We start from the raw sequence: 25,611 nt of genomic DNA on the forward strand, positions 1-25,611 counted from the left end.
GATGGTCAGCCTCGACAGCGATGCGGACGGCATCGTGACGCTGCGCTTCACGCCGCCCTATGCCGACAATGATGAGCGCGCCTATCTCGACGCGCTCGCCGAGCTCGGCCGGCGCGAGGAGCCTTTCCTGCTGCTGACCATCTTCGGCGGCGGCGGCAAGCTGTCCCAGGCCGGCGAGCGCGAGCAGGCGCTCTGGTTCAAGCGGACACGGGCGCAGTTCGGCGCTCTCTGCGGCGCCTGCGCCATCGTACGTCCCGGTGCGACCGAGGCGATGGCCGATGTTTTCCGCCGGCTCTGGCCCTTCCCGATCAGCCTGGAAGCCGACGAGTCCGCGGCGCGGCTCTTCCTGCTGAAGCACAGGAGAGCGGCATGAGCACGAGCGAGGCGACCATCGACGCTGCGCCGACCAGCAATGCCGCGCGCTACCGGCTTTTCGCCGTGCTCGGCGGGCTCTATCTCGCGCAGGCGATCCCGTCCTATCTCTTCGTCGCGGCGCTGCCGCCGATCATGCGCGAGGCCGGCGTTTCGCGCACCGCCATCGGTTCGATGAGCATCCTGCTGCTGCCGCTGGTGCTCAAATTCATCTGGGCGCCGTGGATCGACCGAATCAGGCCGTTCGCACGGGCGCACCGGGCCGGCTGGGTCTTCATCACCCAGACCGGCACGATCCTATGCATGCTGGCGTTGATCGCAGTCGGGCCGCTCGATGTCGGCAAGATCATCGCGATCGGCTTTGTCGCCTCACTGCTGATCTCGACCCAGGACATCGCCACCGACGGCTATGCCGCGAAATACCTGCCGGAGGCCGACCGCGCCATCGGCAACGCCATCCAGGGCGGCTCGATCGCCTTCGGCGTCGTCATCGGCGGCACGCTCGGCCTCGTCCTGCACCATTACATCGGCTGGACCGGCATGCTGGTCACCATCGCCGCGATCTCGTTACTGCCGCTCGTCGCGGCGGCGATGATGCGCGAGGGCGACCCGACGCCGGCCGAGAAAGCGAAACGCCCCTCGATCCGCGCCTTCCTGCGCCGGCCCGAGGCACGCCAGATCCTCTGGATCGCGCTGATCTATCGGGCGAGCGAGGGCCTGGTGAAGGCGATGGAAGGCTCTTACCTGGTCGACGCCGGCGTGCCGCTGAACCAGATCGGCTATCTCTCCGGGATATCGGCGACGACGGCCGGCCTCGCCGGCTCGGCGATCGCCGCCTGGCTGGTCAAGCGCCGGGGCATCGCCTTCGTGCTCGCCTTGCTCGGCGGCATGCGCACGCTCTGCTTCCTGCTCTTCGCCTGCCATGCGCTCGGGGTCGTCGTCGGCGCCTGGCCGCTGTTCGGCGCCGCCGGCTTCCAGACCCTGATCCGCTATATGGAGATCGTCGCGCTCTATTCGCTGTTCATGGCGGTGACGACGTCGGACCAGCCCGGCACCGACTTCACCATCCTCGCCTGCGCGCAATTGCTGGTCTATCTCGCCGGCTCGATGCTGGCCGGCAAGCTCGCCGATACGCTGGGCTATGGCGCGCTGTTTTCGCTGGCGACCGCGATCTCTGCGGTAGCGGTCATCGCCACGGTCAGGATGATCGCGCGCAGCAGCGTTGGAAAGCCGGCCTGACCGGCGCAAAGCGCTCGCGGCAAGCGGCGGCAGCTTCCCTAGCGTCGCCCTTCATGCGAGGTTGCCGGCGAGATCGCCTGTGCCGCAAGATCGCCTGTGCCGAAGGAGAACACCATGGGTTGGGTCGTCCTTGGACTGATCGTCGTCGTCGTGGTCTGGTTGATCATGACCTATAACGGCCTGGTCGCGATGCGCCAGCGCGTCAACCAGGCTTTCGCCGACATCGACGTGCAATTGAAGCAGCGCCACGACCTGATCCCGAACCTGGTCGAGACCGTGAAGGGCTACGCCAGCCACGAGAAGGAAACCTTCGACGCGGTGATCAAGGCGCGCAACCAGGCGCAGGCTGCATCCGGTCCGCACGACCAGGCGGCGGCCGAGCAGCAGCTCACCGGCGCGGTCGGTCGCCTGCTGGCACTGGGCGAGGCCTATCCGGACCTGAAGGCGAGCGCGAACTTCCAGCAGCTCCAGCAGGACCTCGGCAATGTCGAGGACAAGCTCGCAGCGGCACGGCGCTTCTTCAACAACGCGGTCAGCGAGTTCAACGCAGCGATCCAGGCCTTCCCGGCCGTGTTCTTCGCGCCGCAGATGGGCTTCTCGCCGCGCGAATTCTTCGATGTCGGCGATGAGACGCGCAAGCAGATCGAAGTCGCGCCGACCGTGAAGTTCTGAGTGGCGCGGTAGCCTCACAGCGGAGCTGCGGCGATGCCGGGGGAAGCCTTCGGGCTCTACACCCATCAGCGCAACAACCGGACCCGGTCGATCGCCCTGATCATCGGGCTCTTCCTGATGGTCTATCTCGCCGTCTGGGGCGTGATGCTGGTCGGCTACGGCTATGTCGGGGTGCCGCGCGGGCGCACGGTGCTGAACTTCGTCGGCCAGCGCTTCTGGGCCTGGCTGCCTTTCATCACGCTCGGCACCGCCGCCTGGGTCCTCATCGGCTTCCGGATCAATGTCGCGCTGATCGAGGCTGTCTCGGGCGCCGAGGGCGTGACGCGGGAAGCGCAACCCAAGCTCTACCGGATGCTGGAGAACCTCTGCATCTCGCGCGGCATGGTGACGCCGAAGCTCGCCATCCTGCAGAGCGATGCGCTCAACGCCTTCGCCAGCGGCGTCAACGACAAGCAGTTCACGGTGACGCTGACCACCGGGCTGATCGAGCAGCTCAACGACGCCGAGATCGAAGCGGTGATCGCGCATGAACTGACCCATATCCGCAATGGCGACGTCAGGCTGATGGTGATCGCCGTGGTGATCGCCGGCATCATCTCCTTCGTCGGCGAGGTCGTGTTCCGCAATCTCGGGCGGGTTCGGATCTCCTCGGACGGCGACAAGAAGGGCAGCGGCTTTGCGATCATCCTCGGCTTTGCGGTGATCGCCGTCGCCTGGCTGCTCGCGGTGGTGATCCGGCTGTCGCTGTCGCGGGCTCGCGAATACCTCGCCGATGCCGGGGCGGTCGAACTGACCAAGAATCCTGACGCGATGATCTCGGCCCTGCTGAAGATTTCCGGCCGTGCCGACATCGACAATGTGCCGTCCGGTGTGATGGACATGTGCTTTGAGAACGACCCCGACGATTTCGCCGACCTGTTCTCGACCCACCCCTCCGTCACCAAACGCGTGCAGGCGCTGGTGCAGACCGCCGGCGGACGCCTGCCGCCGCAGGCACCGCCCGGCCCGCCGAAGATCAGCGAGCGCCAGACGCTGCCGGAGATCGCCCAGACCTCGGCCACGCATGGGCCATGGTCGCGGTCGGCGCCGCCGGCTTCAGGAGCCTAGCGACCGTCCTTGGCCCAGGCGAGCGCTTCCTCGAGCCTGTCATCGCCCCAGAACAGCTCGCCATCGCCGGTGACGAAGGTCGGCGCGCCAAAGATGCCGAGCGACTTGGCGAGTTCGATCTCGGCCTTGAGCCGGCCCTTGACCTCCTCGCTGCGCGAGGCGGAAACGGCGGTGGAGGGATCGACGCCCGCCTCACGAAGGGCTGCGCTCAGCACCGCTTCCTCGGCGATGTTGCGGCCTTCGCAGAATTCGGAGCGGAACAGCGCCTTGGAAAAGACAGGCAACCAGCCGGCCTCGCGTCCCGCGAGCGCGAGCCGCGCCGCGACGAGAGAGTTCTGCGGGAAGGTCTCGGGCCGCTTGATGGTCAGCCCGTAGCGGGCGGCGCGGCGCGCGGTGTCGCGCCACATATAGCGGCCCTTGTTCGGGTAGAGATTGAAGGGCGAGGTCGCCCAGCCCTGCGTCGCAAAGATTGGCCCGAGCAGGAAGGGACGCCAACGCACCTCGACACCGGCCGCCTCGGCCAGCTCTTCGATCCGCAAGGCGCTGAGACAGGAATAGGTCGACGCGAACTCGTACCAGAAATCCAGAACAGGACGATTCGGCATCAAACCTCCACGCGAGAGCGGCTGGGAAATTGAGCCGACTCTCCGCCCCCGCGAGTCAGCCCGCAAGCCAGAAGCCGCAAACGCGCCAACGGACAGCGATCCATCAAACGATGGCGCGCAATCGATCAGAAGGTTCCGATTGCGTCGCCCCGAACCCTGCGATAGTGCCCGGTTACGTCCGAAATGCGGCCGGCTAAGCCGCATTCTCACACTGTGCACGATCCTTCGTGCCGCCACTGCAGGAAGACTACGTCCATGGCAGACAAGCGCGTCAACAAGGTCGTACTCGCCTATTCCGGCGGGCTCGACACCTCGATCATCCTGAAATGGCTGCAGACCACCTATAATTGCGAGGTCGTGACCTTCACCGCCGATCTCGGCCAGGGCGAGGAGCTGGAGCCGGCCCGCCAGAAGGCGCTGCTGCTCGGCATCAAGCCCGAGAACATTCATATTGAGGACCTGCGCGAGGAGTTCGTCCGCGACTATGTCTTCCCGATGTTTCGGGCCAATGCTGCTTATGAGGGCGTCTACCTGCTGGGCACCTCGATCGCCCGGCCGCTGATCGCCCAGAAGCTGATCGAGATCGCCGAGCGCGTCGGCGCCGACGCGATCTCGCATGGCGCCACCGGCAAGGGCAACGACCAGGTCCGTTTCGAGCTGACCGCTTACGCGCTGAAGCCCGATGTCCATGTGATCGCACCCTGGCGCGAATGGGATCTGCGCTCGCGCGAGCAGCTGATCGCCTTCGCCGAACAGCACCAGATCCCGATCGCCAAGGACAAGCGCGGAGAGGCCCCGTTCTCGGTCGACGCCAACCTCCTGCACGCCTCCTCGGAAGGCAAGGTGCTCGAGGACCCGGCCCAGGAAGTGCCGGACTACGTCTATTCGCGCACGATCTCGCCCGAGGAAGCGCCCGACAAGCCGACCGTGATCTCGATCGACTTCGCCAAGGGCGATGCGGTTGCGATCGACGGCGTCCAGCTCTCGCCGGCGACGCTGCTGGCCAAGCTCAATGAACTCGGCCGCGACAACGGCATCGGCCGGCTCGACCTGGTCGAGAACCGCTTCGTCGGCATGAAGAGCCGCGGCATGTACGAGACGCCCGGCGGCACGATCCTCGCGGTCGCGCACCGCGCCATCGAGTCGATCACGCTCGACCGCGGCGCCGCCCATCTCAAGGACCAGCTCATGCCGCAATATGCCGAGCTGATCTATAACGGCTTCTGGTTCTCGCCGGAGCGCGAGATGCTGCAGGCGCTGATCGACAAGAGCCAGGAGTTCGTGGCGGGCCAGGTGCGGCTGAAGCTCTACAAGGGCGGCGTCCACGTCATCGGCCGCTCCAGCCCGTACTCGCTCTACGACCAGGACCTCGTCACCTTCGAGGAAGGCGCGGTCGCCTACGACCACCGCGACGCCGCCGGCTTCATCAAGCTCAACGCCTTGCGCCTGCGCACGCTCGGTCAGCGGAAGAAGAAGCTGGGCCTGTAAATGATTTAAGGCAGCAACCTGAGCTTGCTGCGAAATCCCAATGAAAAGGCCGGCGAGCATTGCTCGCCGGCCTTTTCATTTTGACGAGGCTTACTTCGCCAGCTTGCCGAAGGCGAAGAACTGGGTCTCGCCGGAGGAATCGTCGACGCCGTCATTGTCGGTGACGACGAAGAGGCTGCCTTCCTTGTCGACCGCCATGCCCTCGACCTTGTCGAGCCCATAGCCGCCGAGCTTCATCAGGTCCGGCGTCAGGTCGCGCAGCAGCTTTTTCTCGACCGTCGGGATCTCCGAGGCGCCGAACGGGGCCGGCTTCAGGCCCTTGACCGAGAAGGTCGCCAGCGTCTTCACCGCCTTGGCGCCGAAGAGATTGTCGCGCTCGATCACGGCGAAGCTGTCGTCACCGAGATAGGTCAGCTCGGAGAGGCCCATCCAGGCGCCGGCAGCCGGAGCGGTCAGCGGATAGTAGAGGATGCCCCAGCTCTTGGTCGAAGGCTTGTAGGTCAGGAGCTTGACCTTGCCCTTGGGGTCATCCTTCCACTCGCGCTGGACTGCGATCCAGATTGTCTCGTCCTGGCCGGTGCCGGTGACGGCGACGCCCTCATAGCCCTGATTGATCGCCTTGGCGGCGAACTCCTCCGGCAGGGCGATCTCCTCCTCGACCTCGCCCTTGGCCGAGACGCGCAGAAGCAGGTTCCCGGTCGGCTTCTCCTTGCGCTCGGGCGCGCCTTCCGAGGCCAGCCAGAAACCGCCGCCGGGACGGGTGGCGATCCCCTCGAGATCATAGGAAGCGGGCTTGCCGTCCTTGGTCACGGTGATCGCGCCGGTGATCGTCGCCGGCTTCTTCGTCGCGTCGATCTCGAGGATGCGCGAGGGCGTATAGGCGCTGTCGGTGACGCTGAAGAGCCGGCCCGGCAGTTCGGGATGGGCGGCGAGACCAGACAATGCGCCCCAGCCGAGCGGCACGCCGTCGACATCGGCCGAGACGATGGTGGGATAGGTAACCGGAGCTTCGCTACGCTCGTAGATCGTCACCGCCGAGCGGGCGCCGCCCTTCTCGCCGAGATCGGCCTCGGAAGCACTGACGAAGAGATTGCGCTGCGGAATGGCGAGCAGACCTTCCGGCGCGATGCCGCCCGGCAAGGCCTGCAGGAAGCGCGGCGCACGGCCCGCTCCCTCGTCCTTGAAGACCAGTACGAGCGAGGCGCGCTCCAGACCGACGAAGATCAGACGGTCATTCCCGTAAGTGCCGACCTCGATGCCCTCCGGCTCACTGCCCTTGGCGGCCGAGCGGCGCTCGGGATAATGGCCGAGGCGAATGGCGATGTGGTCGACTGTGCTACCGGAGTCGAACTCGACCGTGCCATCCTTGCGGAAGATGGTGAAGCCGCGCGAGCCGCCCTTCCAGTCGCCCTCATTGGCAGTAACGAAGCGGTCATTGTCGATCCAGCGCACCGCGTCCGGCTCGCGCGGGACGCCCTTTAGTTCTTCGACCGGCTTGATCTGGCCGTCGCGGGTCTTGTCGATGTTCTTGAGATCGACGGTGCCGGCCGAAAAATGCGTGACGAGCTTGCCGGTCCTGGTGTCGACCACGGCAAGGTGGTTGTTCTCCTGCATCGTCACGACGGCAAGGCCATCCTGGTTGACGTCGACGAATTCCGGCTCCGGATCGGTCGGCTCGACAGCGGCAATGCCGGTGAGATCGACAACGTGCTTCGAAGCACAATCGGCCTCGCCGCCCTTGATGCCGATCAGCGTCAGATTGCCGGCGGGAAGCTGCGGCAAGTCGCCCTTGTTCAGCTTCTCGTCGCGCTCGTTCTCGATGACGATGGCGAGCTTGCCCTTGTCCTTGGTCAGCGTGATCGAGTCCGGCTGGCCGCCGAGCTCGCACTTCGCCGAAACCTGCTTCGTCTTGAGATCGATCGTGGCGAGATGACCGGCCGGCTCCTTGAAGTTGTCGCCAGACGAGACGACGACCGCGAAGGCACGCTCGCCGAGGATGACGACCGAGGTCGGCTCGCCGCCGACCGGGATGAAGCCGGCGGGCTTGGGAGCGTTGGCGGTGCTGATGTCGATCAGGCCGATCGCCTTATGCTCGGCGTCGGTATAGGCGAGCAGTGTTCCGGCCTCGTTGGCGGTGATGATCTCCGAGACCGTTTTCTTTTTCGCGTCGCGGTCGGCCGGCAGGTTCAGCGGCACCTGGAAGGTGGCGATTCGGTTGAAATTCGGCTCGGCGAGCGCGGTGCCGGCGAGCAGGAAGGTCGCGAGGGCGGCGAGGGCGAAGGGCTTGCGCATGGGATGATCCTGTCCCGCAATGGATGTCGAGGCGGCGGATCATCCGGCTAGTCAGCGCATACGACAGTTGCGTGACAGGCTGTCGCAAACAAAGGCCGCCACGGCACGAGCCGTGGCGGCCTGGCTTTTTTTAAGTGAATGCGCGATCAGTGCAGCGCGGCCTCGGCTCCGGCAGCTTCCGTGACCGACTTCTTCAGGCCAATCACCTCGAGCTCGGTGACGACCGCCACCGCCGCCGCCTGGGCCAGGACGAAGGCGATGCCGAGCGTGGTGGGCGTAAACCAGCCGGCAACCAGGATCAGCACGCTGTCGGCGATCCAGAGGATGTTGACGCCGATCACTGCATAGATGGCGAGCCGCGGCAGGCGTGTCCGGCTGGCGAAGAAAGCCAGCAGGGCGGCACAAGGCAGAAGCACTAGGCCGGGGCCGCGCAGGAACTCCGCGGGGAAGCCGAGCAGATTGGCAAGCGAGCCCGCGCCGAAGCTGAGCAGCAGGCCGGTCGCGGCGCAGGCGGCGGCGTCGAGAGCGAGAGCGTTACGCAGGAAACGCGAGGACTGGATGAAGGCCATGGCTGTTCTCCGATTGGGGCCCTTTCGTCCGGGCCGTTGCTGATGGAAGCCATGCTGACGAAGCCTGAGCGGCCCGTCGATTAAGCGCGAGGTAATTGGACGGCGGCCCGGCTGCGGCTAGCTTGCCTGCCATGAACAAGCACCAGCAGCCCGCGATCGGGCATCTCATCCGCGACTGGCGCCAGTTGCGCCGTCTCAGCCAGCTCGATCTCGCGCTCGAAGCCGAGATCTCGCAGAAGCATCTCAGCTTCGTCGAGAGCGGCCGCTCGGTCCCGAGCCGCGACATGGTCCTGCTGCTCGCCGAGCATCTCGGCGTGCCGCTGCGCGAGCGCAACGCGCTCCTGCTCGCCGCCGGCTATGCGCCAGTCTATCTCGAACGCTCGCTGGAGGATCCGAGCCTGCAGGCGGCGCGCAGCGCGATTGAGCTCCTGCTCAAAGGGCATGAGCCCTATCCGGCGGTCGCGGTCGACCGGCATTGGACCCTGCTCGCAGCGAACGCCATGATCGCGCCGCTATTGACGCTGGTCGAGGACGCCGACCTTCTGCGCCCACCGGTCAATGTGCTCCGGCTCAGCCTGCATCCGCGCGGGCTCGCCCCGGCGATCCTCAACCTCACCGAATGGCGCGGCCATCTGATCGCTCGGCTGCGCCAGCAGATCCGCGCCACCGCCGACCCGCTGCTGGCCGAGCTGCTGATCGAACTGCTGAGCTATCCCGTGCCGGCTGCGTCGGCCGGCAAGGGCAAAGGCAAGGCGCAAGAGGAGGCGGAGCCGCCGATCGTGGTGCCGCTACAGTTGCGGCTGGGCGAAAGCGTGCTCTCGCTGATCTCGACCACGACCGTGTTCGGCACGCCGGTTGACGTCACCCTGTCCGAGCTGGCGCTGGAGACCTTCTTCCCGGCCGACGAGGCGACGGGGCAAACATTGCGGGCGATCGCCAAGGCCAATGCATCTGCCTGAAAGGCGGAACCAAAGCCGGCCGATGACGTTCTCCCTGCGGACCGGCGCCAACGCGCCGATCATGCATCATTCGAGAAGGAACACGTCCATGGGCAGCACCGCCGACAAGATCAAGGGCATGGCCAACGAGGCCGCCGGCAACGTCAAGCAGGCCGCCGGCAAGGCGATGAACAAGCCTGGGCTTCAGGCCGAGGGCATCGCGCAGGAACGCAAGGGCGAAGCCCAGCAGGCGATCGGCAAGACCAAGGACGCGGTCAAGAAGGTGATCGACAAGGCCTGACCGCAAAGTCAGCTTCGATCGAAGAAAGACGGGCGCCGCAAGGCGCCCGTTTTTTTGTTCTCAGGCTGCGCCGCCGAGGCCGCCGAGGAAATCCTTGACCCGGCCGAAGAAGCCGGCGGTCTCGGGATGGGTGGCGCCCGAGCTTTCGCGCTCGAACTCCATCAGCAATTCGCGCTGGCGGGCGGTGAGCTTCTGCGGCGTCTCGACCAGGACCTGGATGTAGAGATCGCCCATCTCGCGCGAGCGCAGCACGCTCATGCCCTTGGCCTTGAGCCGGAACTGCTTGCCGGTCTGGGTGCCCTCGGGAACCTTCACACGGGCCTTTTCACCGTTCAGCGTCGGCACCTCGATCTCGCCGCCGAGTGCGGCCGAGGTCAAGCCGATCGGCACGCGGCAGAACAGGTCGGAGCCGTCGCGCTGGAATATGGCGTGCGGCTTGATCGAGAGGAAGATGTAGAGATCGCCCGCCGGGCCGCCGCGCAGGCCGGCCTCGCCCTCGCCGGCGAGGCGGATGCGGGTGCCGTCCTCGACGCCGGCGGGGATGTTGACCGAGAGCGTGCGCTCGCGGGTGACACGGCCGGCGCCCTGGCAACCGGCGCAGGGGTCGTCGATGATCTCGCCGCGGCCATTGCAGGTCGGGCATGTCCGCTCGACCGAGAAGAAGCCCTGGCTGGCGCGGACGCGACCATGTCCGCCGCAGGTCGGGCATTGGCGCGACTTCGAGCCCGTCTTGGCGCCGGTGCCGGAGCAGACCTCGCAGGTCACCGAGGTCGGGACGCGGATCGTCTCGTTCTTGCCGGCATAGGCGTCCTCGAGGCCGATCTCGAGATTGTAGCGCAGATCGGCGCCGCGCTCGCGGGAATTGGCGCCGCGAGGACCACGCCCGCGGCCCTCGCCGAAGAAGGATTCGAAGATGTCGGACATGAAGTCCGACATGTCGGCCGGACCGCCTCCGCCGCCGCCATTGTCGAAGGCCTGGTGGCCATAGCGGTCATAGGCCGCGCGCTTCTGGCCATCGGAGAGGATCTGGTAGGCCTCGTTGATTTCCTTGAACTTGATCTCGGCCTGCTTGTCGCCCGGGTTCTTGTCCGGGTGATGCTGCATGGCGAGCTTGCGGAACGAGCCCTTGAGCTCGATCTCCGTCACGGTCTTGGTGACCCCGAGAATCTCGTAATAATCGCGCTTCGACATTCAACCAGCTGCCCCTGCGCCGTCCTGCACATCCTGCGAGGCCAGCGAGTCATGTCCTGCCGACGCCATCACCGTAACGCAATGGCCGGGTCAAGCCCCGGCCATGACGTCGTTCCGGAAAAAGAGCGAAATCAGGCGCTCTTCTTCTTATCGCCCTTGTCGTCGCTGACATCCTTGAAGTCCGCGTCGATGACGTCGTCCTTCTTCGGCTCCTCGGCAGCGGCGCCCTCGGGAGCGTTCGCCTCGGCCTGGCTGGCGGCATACATCGCCTCGCCGAGCTTCATCGACGCCTGCATCAGCTCGTTGGTGCGCGAGGAGATCGCCTCGACATCCTCACCCGTGAGCGCAGTCCTGAGAGCTTCGAGCGCCGTCTCGATCGCGCCCTTGTCGGCGGCCGAAACCTTGTCGCCATAGTCCGCCAGCGACTTCTCGGTCGAGTGCACGAGGCCCTCGCCCTGGTTCTTGGCCTCGACAAGCTCGCGACGCTTCTTGTCCTCGGCGGCATTCGCCTCGGCGTCCTTGACCATCTTCTGGATCTCGGCCTCGGAGAGACCGCCGGAAGCCTGGATCTTGATCTGCTGCTCCTTGTTGGTGGCCTTGTCCTTCGCCGTCACCGAAACGATGCCGTTGGCGTCGATGTCGAAGGTCACCTCGATCTGCGGCATGCCGCGCGGCGCCGGCGGAATGCCCATCAGGTCGAACTGGCCGAGCGCCTTGTTGTCGGACGCCATCTCGCGCTCGCCTTGGAAGACCCGGATCGTTACCGCGCCCTGGTTATCCTCGGCGGTGGAGAAGACCTGGCTCTTCTTGGTCGGGATCGTGGTGTTGCGGTCGATCAGGCGGGTGAAGACGCCGCCCAGCGTCTCGATGCCGAGCGAGAGCGGGGTCACGTCGAGCAGCAGAACGTCCTTGACGTCGCCCTGCAGCACGCCTGCCTGGATCGCGGCGCCAATGGCGACGACCTCGTCAGGGTTGACACCCTTGTGCGGCTCCTTGCCGAAGAACTGCTTCACCACCTCCTGGACCTTCGGCATGCGGGTCATGCCGCCGACCAGGACGACCTCGTCGATCTGGCCCGCGGACAGGCCGGCATCCTTGAGCGCCTTGCGGCAGGGCTCGATGGTGCGCTGGATCAGGTCGTCGACCAGGCTCTCGAACTTGGCGCGCGAAAGCTTGATGGCGAGATGCTTCGGGCCCGAGGCATCCGCCGTGATGTAGGGCAGGTTGATCTCGGTCTGCGCGGTGGTCGAGAGCTCGATCTTGGCCTTCTCGGCAGCCTCCTTCAGGCGCTGCAGAGCGAGCTTGTCCTTCTTCAGGTCGATGCCCTGCTCGCGCTTGAACTCGTCCGCCAGGTACTCGACCAGGCGCATGTCGAAGTCCTCGCCGCCGAGGAAGGTGTCGCCATTGGTCGACTTCACCTCGAAGACGCCGTCGCCGATCTCGAGGACCGAGACGTCGAAGGTGCCGCCGCCGAGGTCATAGACCGCGATCGTACCGGCCTGCTTCTTGTCGAGACCATAGGCGAGCGCCGCCGCGGTCGGCTCGTTGATGATGCGCAGCACTTCGAGGCCGGCGATGCGGCCGGCATCCTTGGTCGCCTGGCGCTGGGCGTCGTTGAAATAGGCCGGGACGGTGATGACCGCCTGCGTGACCGGCTGGCCGAGATAGGCCTCCGCGGTCTCCTTCATCTTCGTCAGCGTGAAGGCGGAGATCTGCGAGGGCGAGTAATCCTTGCCGTCGGCCTCGACCCAGGCGTCGCCCGAGGGGGCCTTCTTGATCTTGTAGGGAACGAGATCGATGTCCTTCTTGGTCATCGGATCTTCGAAGGTGCGCCCGATCAGGCGCTTGATGGCGAAGAAGGTGCGCTCCGGATTGGTGACCGCCTGGCGCTTCGCCGGCTGGCCGACCAGACGCTCGCCGTCATCCGTGATGGCGACGATCGAAGGCGTGGTGCGGGCGCCCTCGGAATTCTCGATGACCTTGGGCGTCGACCCTTCCATCACTGCAACGCAGGAATTGGTCGTTCCAAGGTCGATACCGATTACTTTACCCATGGATGGGATCCCTTTCGATTTAGCAGATCGCCGGAAGGCCGCGTCCAGGACGCCGTCCTCCGGCCCATGGCCCCGGATCGCCCCCACCAGCTGCGGCGAACGAACCCGAGATATCCACGTCTGGCGGAGAAGTGACGGAACGGAGCCTTGAACCCCGAGCCGGCTTCACCCGCCGGTTACAACAAATCGACCGGCCCTGCGTTTCGACGCTCGCATGTGAATGCTGGCGTCTGGCGCAATCCGGCCCCGATGGCCTTCAAAAGGCACCGCTTCGCGGCGTATATAGGGAGGGTGACGCCCTGCTTGCAAGGCACGGAGCCGGATTAAGAATCGGCTTTGTGCAGTATCCTGTACAGAATTCGCGGGCCTGACCATTCCGGATAAGTGTTGCCCGCATGCTCTTGCGCAACGGTCGTAGCCAATCCATTCAGAATGGACCTTGCGCCAACAGGAAACAGCCGTGACGACGCTCCGCCGCCCGACTGCCTCTCGCCTCGCTGCCGGTGCAGCGCTGGCTTGGCTCGGCCTCGCAGGCGTGGCGCAGGCGCAGCCGCTGCAGCTTCCCGGTGCGCAGCCCTTCAACCAGCCGGGTGCGCAACAATCGGCGCCGGCCTCGATGGGCGGCCCGGCGACGCCGCGCCCGCGAACCATGCCGGCCATCAAGATCCCGAGCGAGGATTCGATCCTCGGCAAGACCTTGCGGCGCAATGGCGGCTTCGGCGAAGCAACGCTGGAGAAGACCGGCAGTGGCTATGGCCTGAAGCTGCGCGCCGAAGGCTTCCAGCCCAGCAACCTCACCGAGCCCTGCGCGATTTCCCTCGGCGACGCGCCCGTGCCGGTGACCTCGCTCGGCAAACCGGCAGGACTGCCGCGCTACAAGCTCGAGGCGCCGGCCTGCCCGATCGTCTTCGACGTGCTCGAGGGCGCCTTCCTGGTGATCGAGCCGGAACAGCCCTGCGTGATCGAGGCTGCCGCCTGCCGCATCGACGCGCGCGGTGTCTGGGGCCCGGACGTACGCACCCTGCCCGCCCACGCCAAGGAGATCGAAGCCGAGCGCGGCAAGGCGGAGACGGCGGTCCGCGAGGGCTTCCGGACGCTCTCGGCCAAGGCCGACCTGCCGGAGCAGCGTTCGATCGCCCGCGAGCAGGCGGGCTTCTCCTCGGAGCGCGAGCAGATCTGCCGCGACTTCCAGCGGGAGGGATCGCACGGCTTCTGCGGCGCCCGCATCACCGAGGCACGCGCCGCCTCGATCCGTTCCCGCCTCGGCCTGCCCGAACCGAAGCCCGAGACGGCGAAGCCGCGCCCGGCCACGGCGAAGCGGACGCCTCCGCCCGCGGCGACGCCCGCTCCAACCATCCAGTAAGATTTCGGCTCAGGCGGCCTCGCCGCCCGTGACCTGCCCGGCCTCCCAACCGAGGATGGCGCGCTTGCGCGTCAGCCCCCAATGATAGCCGGTGAGCGCGCCCGACTTGCCGATGACGCGATGGCAGGGAACCACGAAGGAGATCGGGTTCTTGCCGACCGCCGCACCGACCGCGCGCGCCGCCGAGGGCTTGCCGATATGGCCGGCGACGTCGCCATAGGTGGTGGCGCAGCCGACCGGGATGCGCAGCAGCGTCTCCCAGACGCGGACCTCGAAATCGGTGCCAATCAGCACGACGCGCAGCGGCGTCTGCGGCGACCAGCTTCCCGGCTCGAAGACCCGGCTGGCATAAGGCGCCGTCATCTGCGGATCGAAGCGATAATCCGCATGCGGCCAGCGCCGCATCATGTCGGCCAGCGCCTCGGCCCGGCCGCCGATGACCTTGCCACCGTCGAGATTGTTCGAGACCCAGCCGAGGCCGGCAAGGCCGCGCTCGGTCACCACGATCAAGGCTTCGCCGAAGGGCGAGGTATGGAAACCGTAGGACATGCGCAGCCCCTCGCCGCCGGTCTTCCATTCGCCCGGCGACATCGCCTCATGGGTGACGAAGAGGTCGTGCAGACGGCCTGGACCGGAGAGCCCGACCTCGAAGCTGGTGTCGAGGATGCTGGCGGAAGAGGCCAGCAGGCCCTTGGCGTTGTCGAGCGTGATCGCCTGCAGAAAGGCTTTCGGCGTCAGCCCGCACCAGCGCCGGAAGAGATGGTGCACGTCGGTCGGCGTCGCGCCGGCCGCCTCGGCGATCGCCTCGATCGTCGGCTGCTGGCGCCAGTTGTTGGTGATGTAGGCCAGGATGCGGCGGACCGTGTCGTAGTCCGAGCCGGGGGCGACCGCCGGAAAATCGGCTTCCGAGGGGATGGCCTCGGCGGCGCGGGCGAGCACGGCATTGGAGACTATGATCGGTTTCATCGCCGTCCTGAGACTGGAATGGGCGTTCATTGTCCTGTCCTCGCGACCTGATCTCTCATGCTCACGAAACTAGTGACGGCAGCATGCGTATCCCACCCGAAAGCTGGCAAGCTCGTCTTCGTCGCCCAGGGCGCGTAGAAATCCGTGGATGACCAGCTCGGCCGATACCATCGTCTCGCTCTACGCCCGCCACGCCGCCGCCTATGACCGCCAGCGTGGGAGATCGCTGATGGAAGCCGCCTGGCTCGATCGCCTCCTTTCGCTGCTGCCGGCGACGCCATCGGTCCTCGACATTGGCTGCGGCATGGGCGAGCCGATCGCGCGGCATCTGATCGAGCGAGGCTGCTCTGTCACCGGCATCGATTCGTCGCAGCCGCTGATCTCGCTCTGCCGCGAACGCTTTCCGCAGCAGAGCTGGCAAGTCGCCGACATGCGCGAACTCGCGCTCGGCCGGCGCTTTGACGGGCTGATCGCCTGGGACAGCTTCTTCCATCTCAGCCCGGACGATCAGCGGCGGATGTTCCCTCTCTTCAAGGACCATGCGGCCAAGGGAGCGGCGCTGCTTTTCACCAGCGGGCCGGGCCATGGCGAAGCCATCGGCAGCTTCGAAGGCGAGCCGCTCTACCATGCCAGCCTCGATCCGGCCGAGTACCGGAGCCTCCTCGATGAGAACGGCTTTGCCGTCATCGAGCACGTCGTCGAGGATCCCGAGTGCGGCGGCCATACGATCTGGCTGGCGCAGCAGCAGTGACGTTCCTCTTCAGAGGAAGCGGCGCAGCTTCTCCCGCGTCAGCCGCTGGTTGTTGCGATGCCATTCATCGTCGGTGAAGAAGACCGGCGAGCTCTCGTCCCAGCCGCTGCAGCTATAGCCCGACTGCTCGGCGAAGAAGGCGACGAACTCATCGCGCGAGCGCCACTCGGCGATGGCCTCGCCGGGATGATGGCCGTCGAGGATATCGCAGAGCTTGACGCCCGCTTCCGTGCGGATCAGCCCATGGCCGCAGAAATCGCGATGGAATTCGTGGATCAGCCCCTCCCCGACCGGGCAGTTCATCAGGCGATCCCAGACCTGCCCTGCCAGCATCGGGCCGAACAGGGCGTGATCGAGCCTGTCGCGCAGGACGAGTCCGTAGGCCCGGACCGCTTCCTCACCGCCGTTCTGGCTGGGCAGCGGGCCGCGAGGGCCACGATTGGCGCGCACCGCCGCGACAATGACGAAGATGATCACCGCCCATGCGATCAGGGGGATGATCGTAGCGGCCATGCTCAGGCGGGTTCGAAGTCTGGGCCACGCTTGGCCTTGGCGAGTGCCGTGCCGAGCGCTTGCGCGAAGCCCTCGCGCTCCTGCGGCGAGAGCGCGGAGGCGACCACGGTGCGCTGCCCGCGCGAAACCAGCGAAAGTTCGAGCAGGCCGTAATCCTCGTCATCGTCGCGTTCGAGCTTGGTCCAGGCGGGATTGGAGCGCCAGATCTTCTCGCGGCCATGATGCGAGACCTTGCGCAGCAGCACTTCGAGCGGCGTCACGACGATGCGCTCGAAGGCGCGCGCCGCGTTGAAGTTGGCCTTGAAGGCGATGAAGATCGCGACGATGTCGAGCCCGAAGAAGCCGGCGACCGGCCAGGCGCCGAGCACCATGAAGGGGATCGAGGCAGCGACGCTGATCACGCAGACCAGGGTCATCACGATGCGGAAGCCACCCTGACCGAGCGAGCGATGCGGCGTGATCGTCGCGTCGAAGACCGGCCGCTCGGCCGCCTCGCCTGCACGCTCTGAATTGGGCTTGCCCAAGGTCATCCGCCAATTATAACGCCGCGATGCCCGTGCCGAACAGTCCGAAACGCCGCAGCCCGCCACTGAGTCGGATCACGAGTCCGAAGCCACGCAACGCTGCCGAGGTCTACGAGATCTTCAGCCGCTTCCGGGAGCAAAGACCCGAGCCGAAGGGTGAGCTCGACTATGTCAACGCCTTCACGCTGCTGGTCGCCGTGGTGCTCTCGGCGCAGGCGACCGATGCCGGCGTCAACAAGGCGACGAAGAAGCTGTTCGAGCTCGCCGATACGCCACAGGCAATGCTTGCCCTCGGCGAGGACCGGGTGCGCGAGCTGATCAAGACGATCGGGCTCTACCGCAACAAGGCGAAAAACGTGATCGCGCTCTCGGAGAAGCTGATCGCAGAGTTCGGCAGCGAGGTCCCGACTGCGCGCGAGGCGCTGGAGAGCCTGCCCGGCGTCGGCCGCAAGACCGCGAATGTCGTGCTCAACATCGCCTTCGGCGAGATCACCCATGCAGTCGACACCCATGTCTTCCGCGTCGCCAACCGCTTGCGCATCGCGCCCGGCAAGAATGTGCTGCAGGTCGAGCTCGGGCTGGAAAAGGCGGTGCCGGCCGAGTTCGGCCGGCACGCGCATCACTGGCTGATCCTGCACGGGCGCTACACCTGCAAGGCGCTGCGCCCTGTCTGCGAGACCTGCGTCGTCGCCGATCTCTGCGATTCCGCCGACAAGCGGATCGCGTGACGCACCTCAATTGATGGCGAGGCGGGCCTGCTTGATGATCCCGGCCCAACGGCGCGACTCCGCCTCCATCATCGCCGCGAACTCCTCGGGCCTGTTGCCGATCGGCTCGGCGCCCTCGTTCTGCAGGCGCTCGCGGATGAGCGGGCTATTGATGGTCTCGACCGTCGCCGCGCGCAGCTTCGCCGCGACCTCCTTCGGCGTGCCCTTGGGCACGACGAAGCCGTACCAGGCCGTCGCCTCGTAATCCGCCCAGCCGCTCTCGGCGACCGTGGGAACCTCCGGGAAGAGCTTGGCGCGCGCCTTGCTGGTCACCGCCAGCACCTTGACCTTGCGGCCCTCGATCAGGCCGAGCACGGAGGGCACGGTGGTGATCATGAAGTCGCTGTTGCCGGCGAGCAGGTCGGTCAGCGCCGGCCCGGCGCCGCGATAAGGCACATGTACGGCCTCGAACCGCGCGGTCTGCGCCAGCAGCACGGTCGCCAGATGACTGGCGGAGCCGTTGCCGGCCGAGCCATAGGTCAGCTTGCCCGGATTCTTCTGGCCGTGGCCGACGAGCTCGGCAAGCGTCTTGTGCGGCGAATTCGGCGAGACGACAACGACGAGCGGCGCGGCGGAGATCAGCGTCAGCGGGTCGAAGGCGGTGAGCGGGTCGACTTTCACGTTCTTGAAGAGGTGCGGGTTGACCACCATCGGGCCCTGATTGGCCATCAGCACGGTGTAGCCGTCAGGCGAGGCTGCAGCCGCCTGGGCGGTGGCGAGGTTACCGCCAGCCGAGCCGTTGTTCTCGACCACCAGCGACTGGCCGAGCCGCTCGCCGACGCCCTGCGCGACGAGGCGCGCGATCGCATCCGTGCCGCCGCCGGCGGCATAGGGCACGAGCAGCTTCATCGGCTTGTCCGGAAAGGCGGCCTGGGCGAGCGCGAGCTCAGGCAGGCAGGCGCTGGCCGCGGCGGCCGTGATCAGGCTGCAGAGATGGCGGCGGGTGATCGTCATGGGTCAGTTCTCCTCCCGTTTCCGTCCTCTCTGCAAGCGCGAGGATCGTGCTTGCGGGGACGATGACGTGTCCTTCGAAAATGCGGCGCGCGGTGCGCACCAGGCTCGCGCGGGTCACCTGACCGGCTGCATCGAGCGAAAGATCGACCTGGATCGCGCCGCTCGGATGCTCGACGCTGACCAGTGAACCGTTGCCGGGCGAGAGCATCTCGGCAGCGACGCTGCCGGCAATCCGGCTCGCGGCGGCGACGCAGAGCGCGCCGGTGACGGCATGGCTGCGATGGCAGCGATCCGGCGTGAAATAGCGCGAGGTCAGGCTGCCGCCGCGGCGGGCGGGCGAGAGCACGCCGACCTTGGGAATGACACGGCCGGTGACATCGCCAAGCCCCATGCGGCGCCCGGCCTCGCGGCGCAGCCGCTCCAGCCGCGCCAGCAGGGCTGCGTTGGCATCGAGTTCGGCCGGTGTCTCGTCGCCAGCGAGGCCGAGATCGGCGGCCCGCAGCAGCAGCATGGGCGTGGCGTAGTCGACCAGCGTCACCGGGACGCCATCGATCTCTTCGCGAGCGAAACCGGTCGGCAGCAGCGCGCCGGTCTTCGATCCGATCGCTTCGAGAAAGCCGAGCTTGATCGGGGCGGCCGTTCCGGCGACGCCGTCGATCGCGGTCGCCCCGTCATAGGCGACGACACCGCCCGGTGTCTGCACGGCGGCCTCGATCAGTGCGCCGGTGTTGCGGTTGTGGATGCGGACGATCGTCTCGCCATCGACCGCCGACACAAGACCGGCCTCGATCGCGAAGGGGCCGACGGCGGAGAGCATGTTGCCGCAATTCGGACTGAGATCGACATGGGCGCGCTCGACCGCGACCTGGGCGAAGAGATAGTCGACATCGGCACCCTGCCGGCTGGAGCGGCTGACGATCGCCACCTTGCTGGTCAGCGAATTACCGCCGCCGAGCCCGTCGAGCTGGAGCATGTGCGGCGAGCCCATCGCAGCGAGCAGGACGCGATCGCGCGCCGCCGGATCAGACGGAAGGTCGCGCTCCAGGAAGAACGGGCCGCGCGAGGTGCCGCCGCGCATCAGCACGCAGGGGATGCGCAGGGCCTGAGCGTGCGGGAGTTGGAAAGGAGCGGACAAGGGCGTGACCCGGCGATTGGCGATGCCCTGTCATCCCAGATCGAATAATCGCTGTGAAATGCAGAGATCGGCGCTATTAATGCGTCATGAGCATCAATTTCGAAGCCCTCGACCTGCGCGCCTTCATCTCGGTGGTCGACCTCGGTGGCTTCCACCGCGCCGCGGAGGCGCTCAACATGTCCCAGCCGGCGCTGAGCCGGCGCATCCAGCGCCTGGAAAGCGCGGTCGGGGCGGCGCTGCTGGAGCGGACGACGCGCCGGGTTGGGCTCACCATGGTCGGACGCGAAATGCTGCCTTTGGTCCGGCGCATGCTCGACGAGTTCGACACCTCGATCTTCGCGATGCGCGATCTCGGCAGCCGCCGTGCGGGGCTGATCGCGCTCGCCTGCGTGCCGACCGCCGCCTTCTACTTCCTGCCCTCGGTGATCGCGCGCTTCCAGACGCAGTATCCCAACATCCGCTTCCGCATCCTCGACCTCTCGGCCAATGACGGGCTGGAAGCGGTGGCGCGCGGCGAGGTCGAATTCGGCATCAACCTCCTCGGCGGCTCCGATGCCGAGCTGACCTTCGAGCCGCTGATGGACGATCCCTTCGTGCTCGCCTGCCGGCACGACCATGCGCTGGCGGGAAAATCGTCATTGGACTGGAGCGATCTCGAAGGCCACCCGCTGGTTACCGTCAGCCGCAGCAGCGGCAACCGCGCCATCCTCGACGCGGCGCTGGTCAAGGTCGGCGTCCGGCTCGACTGGTCGTTCGAGGTGACGCACCTCTCGACTTCGCTCGGCCTGGTCGAGGCGGGTCTCGGCATCTCGGTCCTGCCGAAGCTGGCGACGCCGGGCGAGGATCATCCGATCATCGTGACGCGGCCGATCCGCGATCCCGAGGTCTCGCGCACCATCGGCGTGGTCAGGCGCCGCGGAGTCAAGCTGGCACCGGCAGCGGAGCGCTTCCTTGAGATGCTGCTCGGTACCTGGCGCGGGCCGTTGCCTGCGCGCGAGTGAGGATCAGCCGAAAACCCAGAGCCCGGCGAGGCCGGCCGAGCCGACGATGATCCGCCACCAGGCGAAGGGCGTGAAGCCGCGCTTCGAGACGAAATCCAGGAAGCTCCGGACCACGATCAGCGCCGAGATGAAGGCAGTGACGAAACCGATTCCGATCAGGGTGAGATCGTTGGCCGTCAGCTCCTTGTAGTTCTTGAGGAGGTCATAGGCGAAGGCCCCGGCCATGGTCGGCATCGCCAGGAAGAAGGAGAACTCGGCCGCGGCCCGCTTGTCGGCGCCGAGCAGCATCGCGCCGACGATGGTCGAGCCCGAGCGCGAAACGCCGGGCACCATGGCGAGACACTGGATGAAGCCGATCTTGAGGTACATCAGCAGCGGGAACTTGGTGGCATCGTGGTGTTTAACCTCCAGCTCCAGCTCGTCGACGACGAGCAGGACGAGGCCGCCGGCGATCAGCGTGGTGCAGACCAGGAACGGATTGAACAGCACGCCCTTAATGAAGCCGTGCGCCAGCGCGCCGATCACCGCCGCCGGCAGGAAGGCGACGAGCACGCCAAGGACGAAGCGCCTCGCGGAAGGATCGGTCGGCAAGCGCAGCGCGATGTCGAGCAGCCGGCGGAAATAGACCAGCAGGATCGCCAGGATCGCTCCCAACTGCACCAGGATCTCGAAGGCCTTGCCCTTGGATTCGAAGCCGAGGAAATGCCCGAGCAGCAGCAGATGACCCGTCGAGGACACCGGGAGGAACTCGGTCAGCCCCTCGACCACGCCGAGCACGGCAGCGACAAGAAGGTCATGCATGGGAGGGTCCTTCCAAGCCTTGCGAGTGCGACGCAACAAAAGCGCACCGGACGCGTTAAAGCTATGGCGCACGGTCTTTGCAAATTGGTTACCAGATCGGCAAGGATTCCCGCGCAACCCGCCCCTTTTCCCGGTCTCGGGTTGTGAGGCTTAGCCGGCAGGCCTATACGGGGGCGCTCTATCGCGCTGCATCAGGCGCCTGCCTACCCCACCCAAACCCTCCTCAGTTCCAGCAATCGATGGCCACGCTTCACCATTATCCGCTTTGCCCGCATTCGCGTTTCATCCGGCTCGCGCTCGGCGAGTTCGGCCTCGACGCCACGCTGGTCGAAGAGCGCGTCTGGGAACGGCGGCGCGAGTTCCTCGAGCTCAATCCGGCCGGGACGACGCCGGTCCTGCGTGAGGATAGCGGGCTCGTCGTGCCCGGCCCGGGGCCCATCGCTGAATATCTCGACGAGACCCGCGGGCTGGCGCTGGCCGAACGCCGCCTCCTCCCGGAAGGCCCGGGCGGACGGATCGAGGTGCGCCGGTTGCTCGACTGGTTCAACATCAAGTTCAACGAGGAGATCACCGCCCCGCTCGTGCTGGAAAAGGTGATGAAGCGCTTCATGAGCCGGGACGAGGGCGGCGGCCCGCCGGAAATGAGCGCGATCCGCGCGGCGCGCGGCAATGTGCGCTATCATCTGCGCTACATCGCCTGGCTGACGGCGAAACGGAACTGGCTCGCCGGCGACAATCTGAGCTATGCCGATCTCGCCGCGGCGGCGCATCTCTCCTGCGTCGACTATCTCGGCGACGTGCCCTGGGACGAGGATGAGGCTGCCCGCGCATGGTATGCGAGGATCAAGTCCAGACCGAGCTTCCGGCCGCTGCTGAGCGACCGGATTCCCGGCATGGCGCCCTCAGCCCATTACGACGACCTGGACTTCTGAGCGGCGACAAGCTCAAGGCCGCGATCGCCGCTCGCGCTGAAGCCGAGGGCTTCGCGGTCATGCGCGTCGCCAGCGTCGATGCGATTCCCGAGGCGCCGGGGCGCCTCGCCAGCTGGCTGGATGCCGGCCATCACGGCGACATGGCCTGGCTGACCGAGCGCACGGCGGAGCGCGCGGATCCTGCGACCCTGTGGCCGGCGGCGCGCTCGGTCATCATGCTCGGCATGAGCTATGGCGGCGAAGGCGATCCGCTCGCCGTCCTGGAGCAGCGCGACCGCGGCGCGATCTCGCTCTATGCCCGCCGCCGCGACTATCACGACGTGATCAAGGGCAAGCTCAAGAGCGTCGCCTCGTTGCTGGCGGCGCGCGGCGACGCCGAGGTCAAGGTCTTCGTCGACACCGCCCCGGTGATGGAAAAGCCGTTGGCGCAGGCGGCAGGCCTCGGCTGGCAGGGCAAGCAGACCGTGCTGGTCTCGCGCCAGCATGGCGCCTGGCTCTTCCTCGGGGCGATCTACACCTCGGCCGAAATGCCGCCGGACGAGCCCGAGCGCGACCATTGCGGCTCCTGCACGCGCTGCCTCGACATCTGCCCGACCAAGGCCTTCCCGGCACCCTATCAGCTCGATTCGCGCCGCTGCATCGCCTATCTCACGATCGAGCATGCCGGGCATATCGACACCCAATTCCGCGAAGGCATCGGCAACCGCGTCTTCGGCTGCGACGACTGCCTCGCCGTCTGCCCCTGGAACAAGTTCGCCGAGGCCTCGCACGAGACGCGCCTAGCGCTGAAAGGCGAACTCGACGCACTGCCGCTTGCCGATCTCGCCGGACTCGACGACGCCGCCTTCCGCTCGCTCTTCGCCGGCACGCCGGTCAAGCGCACCGGCCGCGACCGCTTCGTCCGCAATGTGCTGATCGCGATCGGCAACAGCGGCGTTCCGGCCCTGGCCGCGAGCGCCGAAGCCCTGCTAGACGACGCTTCGCCGCTGGTCAGGGCGATGGCAGCCTGGGCACTTTGGCAGCTCGTGCCCAGCCGCGCGGCTGAGCTCGCGCCGGCACGCCTCGCGCGGGAAACCGACCCCGAGGTCAGGGCCGAATGGGCTCAGCCTTCTCCGAACCAATTGGAACCCGCATGAAGCTCGTCATCTTCGGCCTCGGCTATTCCGCCGGGTTCTTCGCGCGCGCCGCTCTGGCGAAGGGCTGGGAGGTCACCGGCACGGTCCGCTCGGCCGAGAAGGCGGGCGAGCTCAGCAAGCAAGGGCTGCATACGCTGGTCTTCGGCGGCTTTGCGGTGTCGACGCCGCTCGCCAAGACGCTCGCCGAGGCGGATGCCGTCCTGATCTCGGCCCAGCCGGACGAGAACGGCGATCCGGTGCTCGGCGCGCTCGCTCAAAAGCTCGCGGCGGCCGAGAATCTGCGCTGGATCGGCTATCTCTCGACCATCGGCGTCTATGGCGACCATGGCGGGGCCTGGATCGACGAAACCGCTGAATGCCGGCCGACCAGCCGGCGCTCGCGCCAACGGCTGGAGATCGAGCAGGAGTGGGTCGCCTTCGGAGCAAAGAACGGCAAGCCGGTCCAGATCTTCCGCCTCTCCGGCATCTACGGCCCCGGCCGCAATCCGATCACCAAATTGCAGGCCGGCACCGCCAACAGGCTGGTCAAGCCCGGCCAGGTCTTCAACCGCATCCATGTCGATGACATCGCCGGCGTGCTGATGGCCTCGATCGAGGCTCCGCGCGCCGGGGCGGTCTACAACGTCACCGATGACGAGCCGGCACCGCCGCAGGATGTCGTCAGCTTCGCAGCGGAGGTTGCGGGGCTAGCGCCACCGCCGGAGACACCGTTCGATCCGGCGAAACTCTCGCCGATGGCCGCGAGCTTCTACAGCGAGAACAAGCGGGTCTCGAACGCGCTGGTGAAGCGCGAACTCGGCTATGCGTTCCGTTATCCGGATTACCGGCAGGCGCTGCGCGACCTCGCCACGGCAGGCGAGTGAGTTCACTCAGGCGGCGTAGCGTCCGGCATCGCCGTCGAGATACTCGATATAGCGCCGGTCGATCGCAGCGACCGGCAGGATGACCAGCACATCGGTGGTGCCGAACTGCTTGTCGATCACGGCGCCCGCACCGAAGCGAGCGCCGACGCGCATATAGCCCTTCACCAGCGGCGGCAGGCATTTCAACGCGAGCTTGGCGTCGATCATGCCGGAAGGCAGGCGATCCATCGCCACGAGCCGCCCCGGCTGCGCCGCGACCCGCCAATCGCCTTGGGCGGTGGCGTGGTGGTGGATGAAGCTGAGTGGCAACGCCAGCATGTCGGGATCGACGCCGTCGAAGCTGGCGCAGCCGAACATCGCGTCGATGCGGTGATGCCGGCAATAGGCCCAGATGCCATGCCAGAGCAGCTCGACCGTCTTCTTGGTGCGGTAGGGCTTCAGCACGCAGGAGCGGCCGAGCTCGAGGAAGCGCAGATCGGGATGGCGCGCCAGCAGCGGCGCGATGTCGAATTCGGACTGGGTGTAGAAGCCGCCGAGCTTGGCCACGGCCTGCTCGCGCATCAGCCGGTAGGTGCCGACCACCTTCGGCTTGATCCCGCCGAACCGGCCGCGCGCGGCATGGTCGATGACGAGGAGATGGTCGCAGACGGCGTCGAAGCGATCGGCATCGCGACGAAACATGCGGGAGACCACGTCCGGCTTGGCCGACATCTCCTGGTAGAAGACGCGGTAGCGCAGGCGCTGCGCCCGCCAGATCTCACGCGGGCCGCGGGCCAGCCTGACTTCGAGCGTGCCGGAGCGGCCGAGCGTGCCGGAGAGGGCGTCGGCTCCGGGAAAACCGAAGCCGCCGAGCTGCTTGCCGGCAGCCAGCAGGTTCGAGGGCGAGAAACGCTGCAACAGGGCCTGGCCGGCGAGCTTCTGCTTTGCCGGCTGACGAGAACCCTGAAAAACGTCGTGCGTCATAGACGGTCTGGCCCTTGCGATCTCGGATCGGCGCACGACAGCTCTGCGCCGACCGTCTTACGGGATCGCGACAAAACTACGTCACTGCGATGACGAAGCCAACCGCCCGTCGGT

The 25,611-nt window shown here is 66.7% G+C and carries 26 protein-coding genes; 14 read left to right on the forward strand and 12 right to left on the reverse strand.

Annotation, left to right across the window (positions count from 1 at the left end; genetic code table 11):
• Nucleotide 1: 1 nt before the first annotated feature.
• The 4 genes from ASE66_RS03605 to ASE66_RS03620 all read left to right on the forward strand — a co-directional run bounded on the left by ASE66_RS03605 (nucleotide 2) and on the right by ASE66_RS03620 (nucleotide 3,390).
• A complete protein-coding gene (locus tag ASE66_RS03605) occupies nucleotides 2-373 on the forward strand; it encodes a hypothetical protein (RefSeq protein WP_057188169.1) in 372 nt (123 codons plus the stop codon).
• Nucleotides 370-1,611 (forward strand): MFS transporter, encoded by a 1,242-nt coding sequence (locus ASE66_RS03610; protein ID WP_057188170.1) that lies wholly within the window; start codon nucleotides 370-372, stop codon nucleotides 1,609-1,611. Before ASE66_RS03605 ends, ASE66_RS03610 begins: the two co-directional genes overlap by 4 nt.
• A 114-nt stretch (nucleotides 1,612-1,725) precedes the next feature.
• The gene (locus ASE66_RS03615; RefSeq protein ID WP_057188171.1) at nucleotides 1,726-2,283 is read left to right on the forward strand and encodes a LemA family protein; all 558 of its coding nucleotides are present in this window, start codon (nucleotides 1,726-1,728) and stop codon (nucleotides 2,281-2,283) included.
• Nucleotides 2,284-2,316: 33 nt separating this feature from the next.
• The gene (locus tag ASE66_RS03620) at nucleotides 2,317-3,390 is read left to right on the forward strand and encodes a M48 family metallopeptidase (RefSeq protein WP_057188172.1); all 1,074 of its coding nucleotides are present in this window, start codon (nucleotides 2,317-2,319) and stop codon (nucleotides 3,388-3,390) included.
• Here the strand turns inward: ASE66_RS03620 and ASE66_RS03625 are convergent.
• A complete protein-coding gene (locus ASE66_RS03625) occupies nucleotides 3,387-3,995 on the reverse strand; it encodes a 2-hydroxychromene-2-carboxylate isomerase (RefSeq protein WP_057188173.1) in 609 nt (202 codons plus the stop codon). The genes ASE66_RS03620 and ASE66_RS03625 overlap by 4 nt on opposite strands.
• 255 nt (nucleotides 3,996-4,250) lie before the next feature.
• Here ASE66_RS03625 and ASE66_RS03630 point away from each other — a divergent pair, with 255 nt between their 5' ends.
• Nucleotides 4,251-5,483, forward strand: a complete 1,233-nt coding sequence (locus tag ASE66_RS03630) for an argininosuccinate synthase (RefSeq protein WP_057188174.1) — start codon at nucleotides 4,251-4,253, stop codon at nucleotides 5,481-5,483.
• Nucleotides 5,484-5,573: 90 nt separating this feature from the next.
• Here the strand turns inward: ASE66_RS03630 and ASE66_RS03635 are convergent, their stop codons facing one another.
• Both ASE66_RS03635 and ASE66_RS03640 read right to left on the reverse strand, forming a co-directional pair.
• Complete coding sequence (locus ASE66_RS03635) at nucleotides 5,574-7,775, reverse strand: esterase-like activity of phytase family protein (protein ID WP_057188175.1); 2,202 nt, start codon at nucleotides 7,773-7,775, stop codon at nucleotides 5,574-5,576.
• A 146-nt stretch (nucleotides 7,776-7,921) separates the two neighbouring features.
• Complete coding sequence (locus ASE66_RS03640; RefSeq protein ID WP_057188176.1) at nucleotides 7,922-8,344, reverse strand: hypothetical protein; 423 nt, start codon at nucleotides 8,342-8,344, stop codon at nucleotides 7,922-7,924.
• Between the two features lie 131 nt (nucleotides 8,345-8,475).
• On the opposite strand from ASE66_RS03640, the gene ASE66_RS03645 reads away from it, so the two are divergent.
• On the forward strand, nucleotides 8,476-9,303 hold the full coding sequence (locus ASE66_RS03645; protein ID WP_057188177.1) for a helix-turn-helix domain-containing protein: 828 nt from the start codon (nucleotides 8,476-8,478) through the stop codon (nucleotides 9,301-9,303).
• 88 nt (nucleotides 9,304-9,391) lie between these two features.
• Nucleotides 9,392-9,583, forward strand: a complete 192-nt coding sequence (locus tag ASE66_RS03650; RefSeq protein WP_057188683.1) for a CsbD family protein — start codon at nucleotides 9,392-9,394, stop codon at nucleotides 9,581-9,583.
• A 60-nt stretch (nucleotides 9,584-9,643) separates the two neighbouring features.
• Here ASE66_RS03650 and dnaJ read toward each other — a convergent pair whose 3' ends face one another.
• On the reverse strand, nucleotides 9,644-10,774 hold the full coding sequence (dnaJ, locus tag ASE66_RS03655) for a molecular chaperone DnaJ (protein WP_057188178.1): 1,131 nt from the start codon (nucleotides 10,772-10,774) through the stop codon (nucleotides 9,644-9,646).
• Nucleotides 10,775-10,905: 131 nt separating this feature from the next.
• On the reverse strand, nucleotides 10,906-12,828 hold the full coding sequence (gene dnaK, locus ASE66_RS03660; RefSeq protein ID WP_057188179.1) for a molecular chaperone DnaK: 1,923 nt from the start codon (nucleotides 12,826-12,828) through the stop codon (nucleotides 10,906-10,908).
• Between the two features lie 460 nt (nucleotides 12,829-13,288).
• Between dnaK and ASE66_RS03665 the strand changes: the two genes are divergently transcribed.
• Nucleotides 13,289-14,191: a hypothetical protein gene (locus ASE66_RS03665; protein WP_057188180.1), complete on the forward strand. Its 903-nt coding sequence runs from the start codon at nucleotides 13,289-13,291 to the stop codon at nucleotides 14,189-14,191.
• Between the two features lie 9 nt (nucleotides 14,192-14,200).
• Here the strand turns inward: ASE66_RS03665 and ASE66_RS03670 are convergent, their stop codons facing one another.
• Nucleotides 14,201-15,187 carry a methylated-DNA--[protein]-cysteine S-methyltransferase gene (locus ASE66_RS03670; protein ID WP_244494788.1) on the reverse strand — a complete coding sequence of 329 codons (987 nt, stop codon included), beginning with the start codon at nucleotides 15,185-15,187 and terminating at the stop codon, nucleotides 14,201-14,203.
• A 118-nt stretch (nucleotides 15,188-15,305) separates the two neighbouring features.
• On the opposite strand from ASE66_RS03670, the gene ASE66_RS03675 reads away from it, so the two are divergent.
• Nucleotides 15,306-15,908, forward strand: coding sequence for a class I SAM-dependent DNA methyltransferase (locus ASE66_RS03675; protein WP_057188181.1), 603 nt, complete (start codon nucleotides 15,306-15,308; stop codon nucleotides 15,906-15,908).
• Nucleotides 15,909-15,917: 9 nt separating this feature from the next.
• Here ASE66_RS03675 and ASE66_RS03680 read toward each other — a convergent pair whose 3' ends face one another.
• Together ASE66_RS03680 and ASE66_RS03685 are read right to left on the reverse strand one after the other, a co-directional pair.
• Entirely contained in the window at nucleotides 15,918-16,421 is a 504-nt protein-coding gene (locus ASE66_RS03680; RefSeq protein WP_057188182.1) for a hypothetical protein, read from the reverse strand.
• Between the two features lie 2 nt (nucleotides 16,422-16,423).
• Entirely contained in the window at nucleotides 16,424-16,951 is a 528-nt protein-coding gene (locus ASE66_RS03685) for a DUF2244 domain-containing protein (RefSeq protein ID WP_057188183.1), read from the reverse strand.
• 20 nt (nucleotides 16,952-16,971) lie between these two features.
• On the opposite strand from ASE66_RS03685, the gene nth reads away from it, so the two are divergent.
• Complete coding sequence (gene nth / locus ASE66_RS03690) at nucleotides 16,972-17,673, forward strand: endonuclease III (protein WP_082613167.1); 702 nt, start codon at nucleotides 16,972-16,974, stop codon at nucleotides 17,671-17,673.
• Between the two features lie 6 nt (nucleotides 17,674-17,679).
• Here the strand turns inward: nth and ASE66_RS03695 are convergent, their stop codons facing one another.
• Both ASE66_RS03695 and ASE66_RS03700 read right to left on the reverse strand, forming a co-directional pair.
• On the reverse strand, nucleotides 17,680-18,666 hold the full coding sequence (locus ASE66_RS03695; RefSeq protein ID WP_082613168.1) for a Bug family tripartite tricarboxylate transporter substrate binding protein: 987 nt from the start codon (nucleotides 18,664-18,666) through the stop codon (nucleotides 17,680-17,682).
• Entirely contained in the window at nucleotides 18,599-19,801 is a 1,203-nt protein-coding gene (locus ASE66_RS03700; RefSeq protein WP_274532931.1) for a 4-oxalomesaconate tautomerase, read from the reverse strand. Before ASE66_RS03700 ends, ASE66_RS03695 begins: the two co-directional genes overlap by 68 nt.
• 86 nt (nucleotides 19,802-19,887) lie before the next feature.
• On the opposite strand from ASE66_RS03700, the gene ASE66_RS03705 reads away from it, so the two are divergent.
• Nucleotides 19,888-20,802 (forward strand): LysR family transcriptional regulator, encoded by a 915-nt coding sequence (locus ASE66_RS03705; RefSeq protein ID WP_057188185.1) that lies wholly within the window; start codon nucleotides 19,888-19,890, stop codon nucleotides 20,800-20,802.
• Nucleotides 20,803-20,805: 3 nt separating this feature from the next.
• Here ASE66_RS03705 and ASE66_RS03710 read toward each other — a convergent pair whose 3' ends face one another.
• Complete coding sequence (locus tag ASE66_RS03710) at nucleotides 20,806-21,603, reverse strand: undecaprenyl-diphosphate phosphatase (RefSeq protein ID WP_057188186.1); 798 nt, start codon at nucleotides 21,601-21,603, stop codon at nucleotides 20,806-20,808.
• A gap of 239 nt (nucleotides 21,604-21,842) precedes the next feature.
• Here ASE66_RS03710 and ASE66_RS03715 point away from each other — a divergent pair, with 239 nt between their 5' ends.
• The 3 genes from ASE66_RS03715 to ASE66_RS03725 are packed head-to-tail and all read left to right on the forward strand — an operon-like array spanning nucleotide 21,843 to nucleotide 24,534.
• Nucleotides 21,843-22,535: a glutathione S-transferase family protein gene (locus ASE66_RS03715; protein WP_057188187.1), complete on the forward strand. Its 693-nt coding sequence runs from the start codon at nucleotides 21,843-21,845 to the stop codon at nucleotides 22,533-22,535.
• Nucleotides 22,433-23,671: a tRNA epoxyqueuosine(34) reductase QueG gene (gene queG / locus ASE66_RS03720; protein ID WP_082613169.1), complete on the forward strand. Its 1,239-nt coding sequence runs from the start codon at nucleotides 22,433-22,435 to the stop codon at nucleotides 23,669-23,671. Before ASE66_RS03715 ends, queG begins: the two co-directional genes overlap by 103 nt.
• The gene (locus ASE66_RS03725; RefSeq protein WP_057188189.1) at nucleotides 23,668-24,534 is read left to right on the forward strand and encodes an SDR family oxidoreductase; all 867 of its coding nucleotides are present in this window, start codon (nucleotides 23,668-23,670) and stop codon (nucleotides 24,532-24,534) included. Before queG ends, ASE66_RS03725 begins: the two co-directional genes overlap by 4 nt.
• Nucleotides 24,535-24,540: 6 nt before the next feature.
• On the opposite strand, the gene ASE66_RS03730 is transcribed toward ASE66_RS03725, so the two are convergent.
• On the reverse strand, nucleotides 24,541-25,497 hold the full coding sequence (locus tag ASE66_RS03730; protein WP_057188190.1) for a GNAT family N-acetyltransferase: 957 nt from the start codon (nucleotides 25,495-25,497) through the stop codon (nucleotides 24,541-24,543).
• Nucleotides 25,498-25,611 lie beyond the last annotated feature (114 nt).

This window comes from Allobosea sp. Root483D1 (assembly GCF_001429505.1).
GTDB lineage: Bacteria > Pseudomonadota > Alphaproteobacteria > Rhizobiales > Beijerinckiaceae > Allobosea.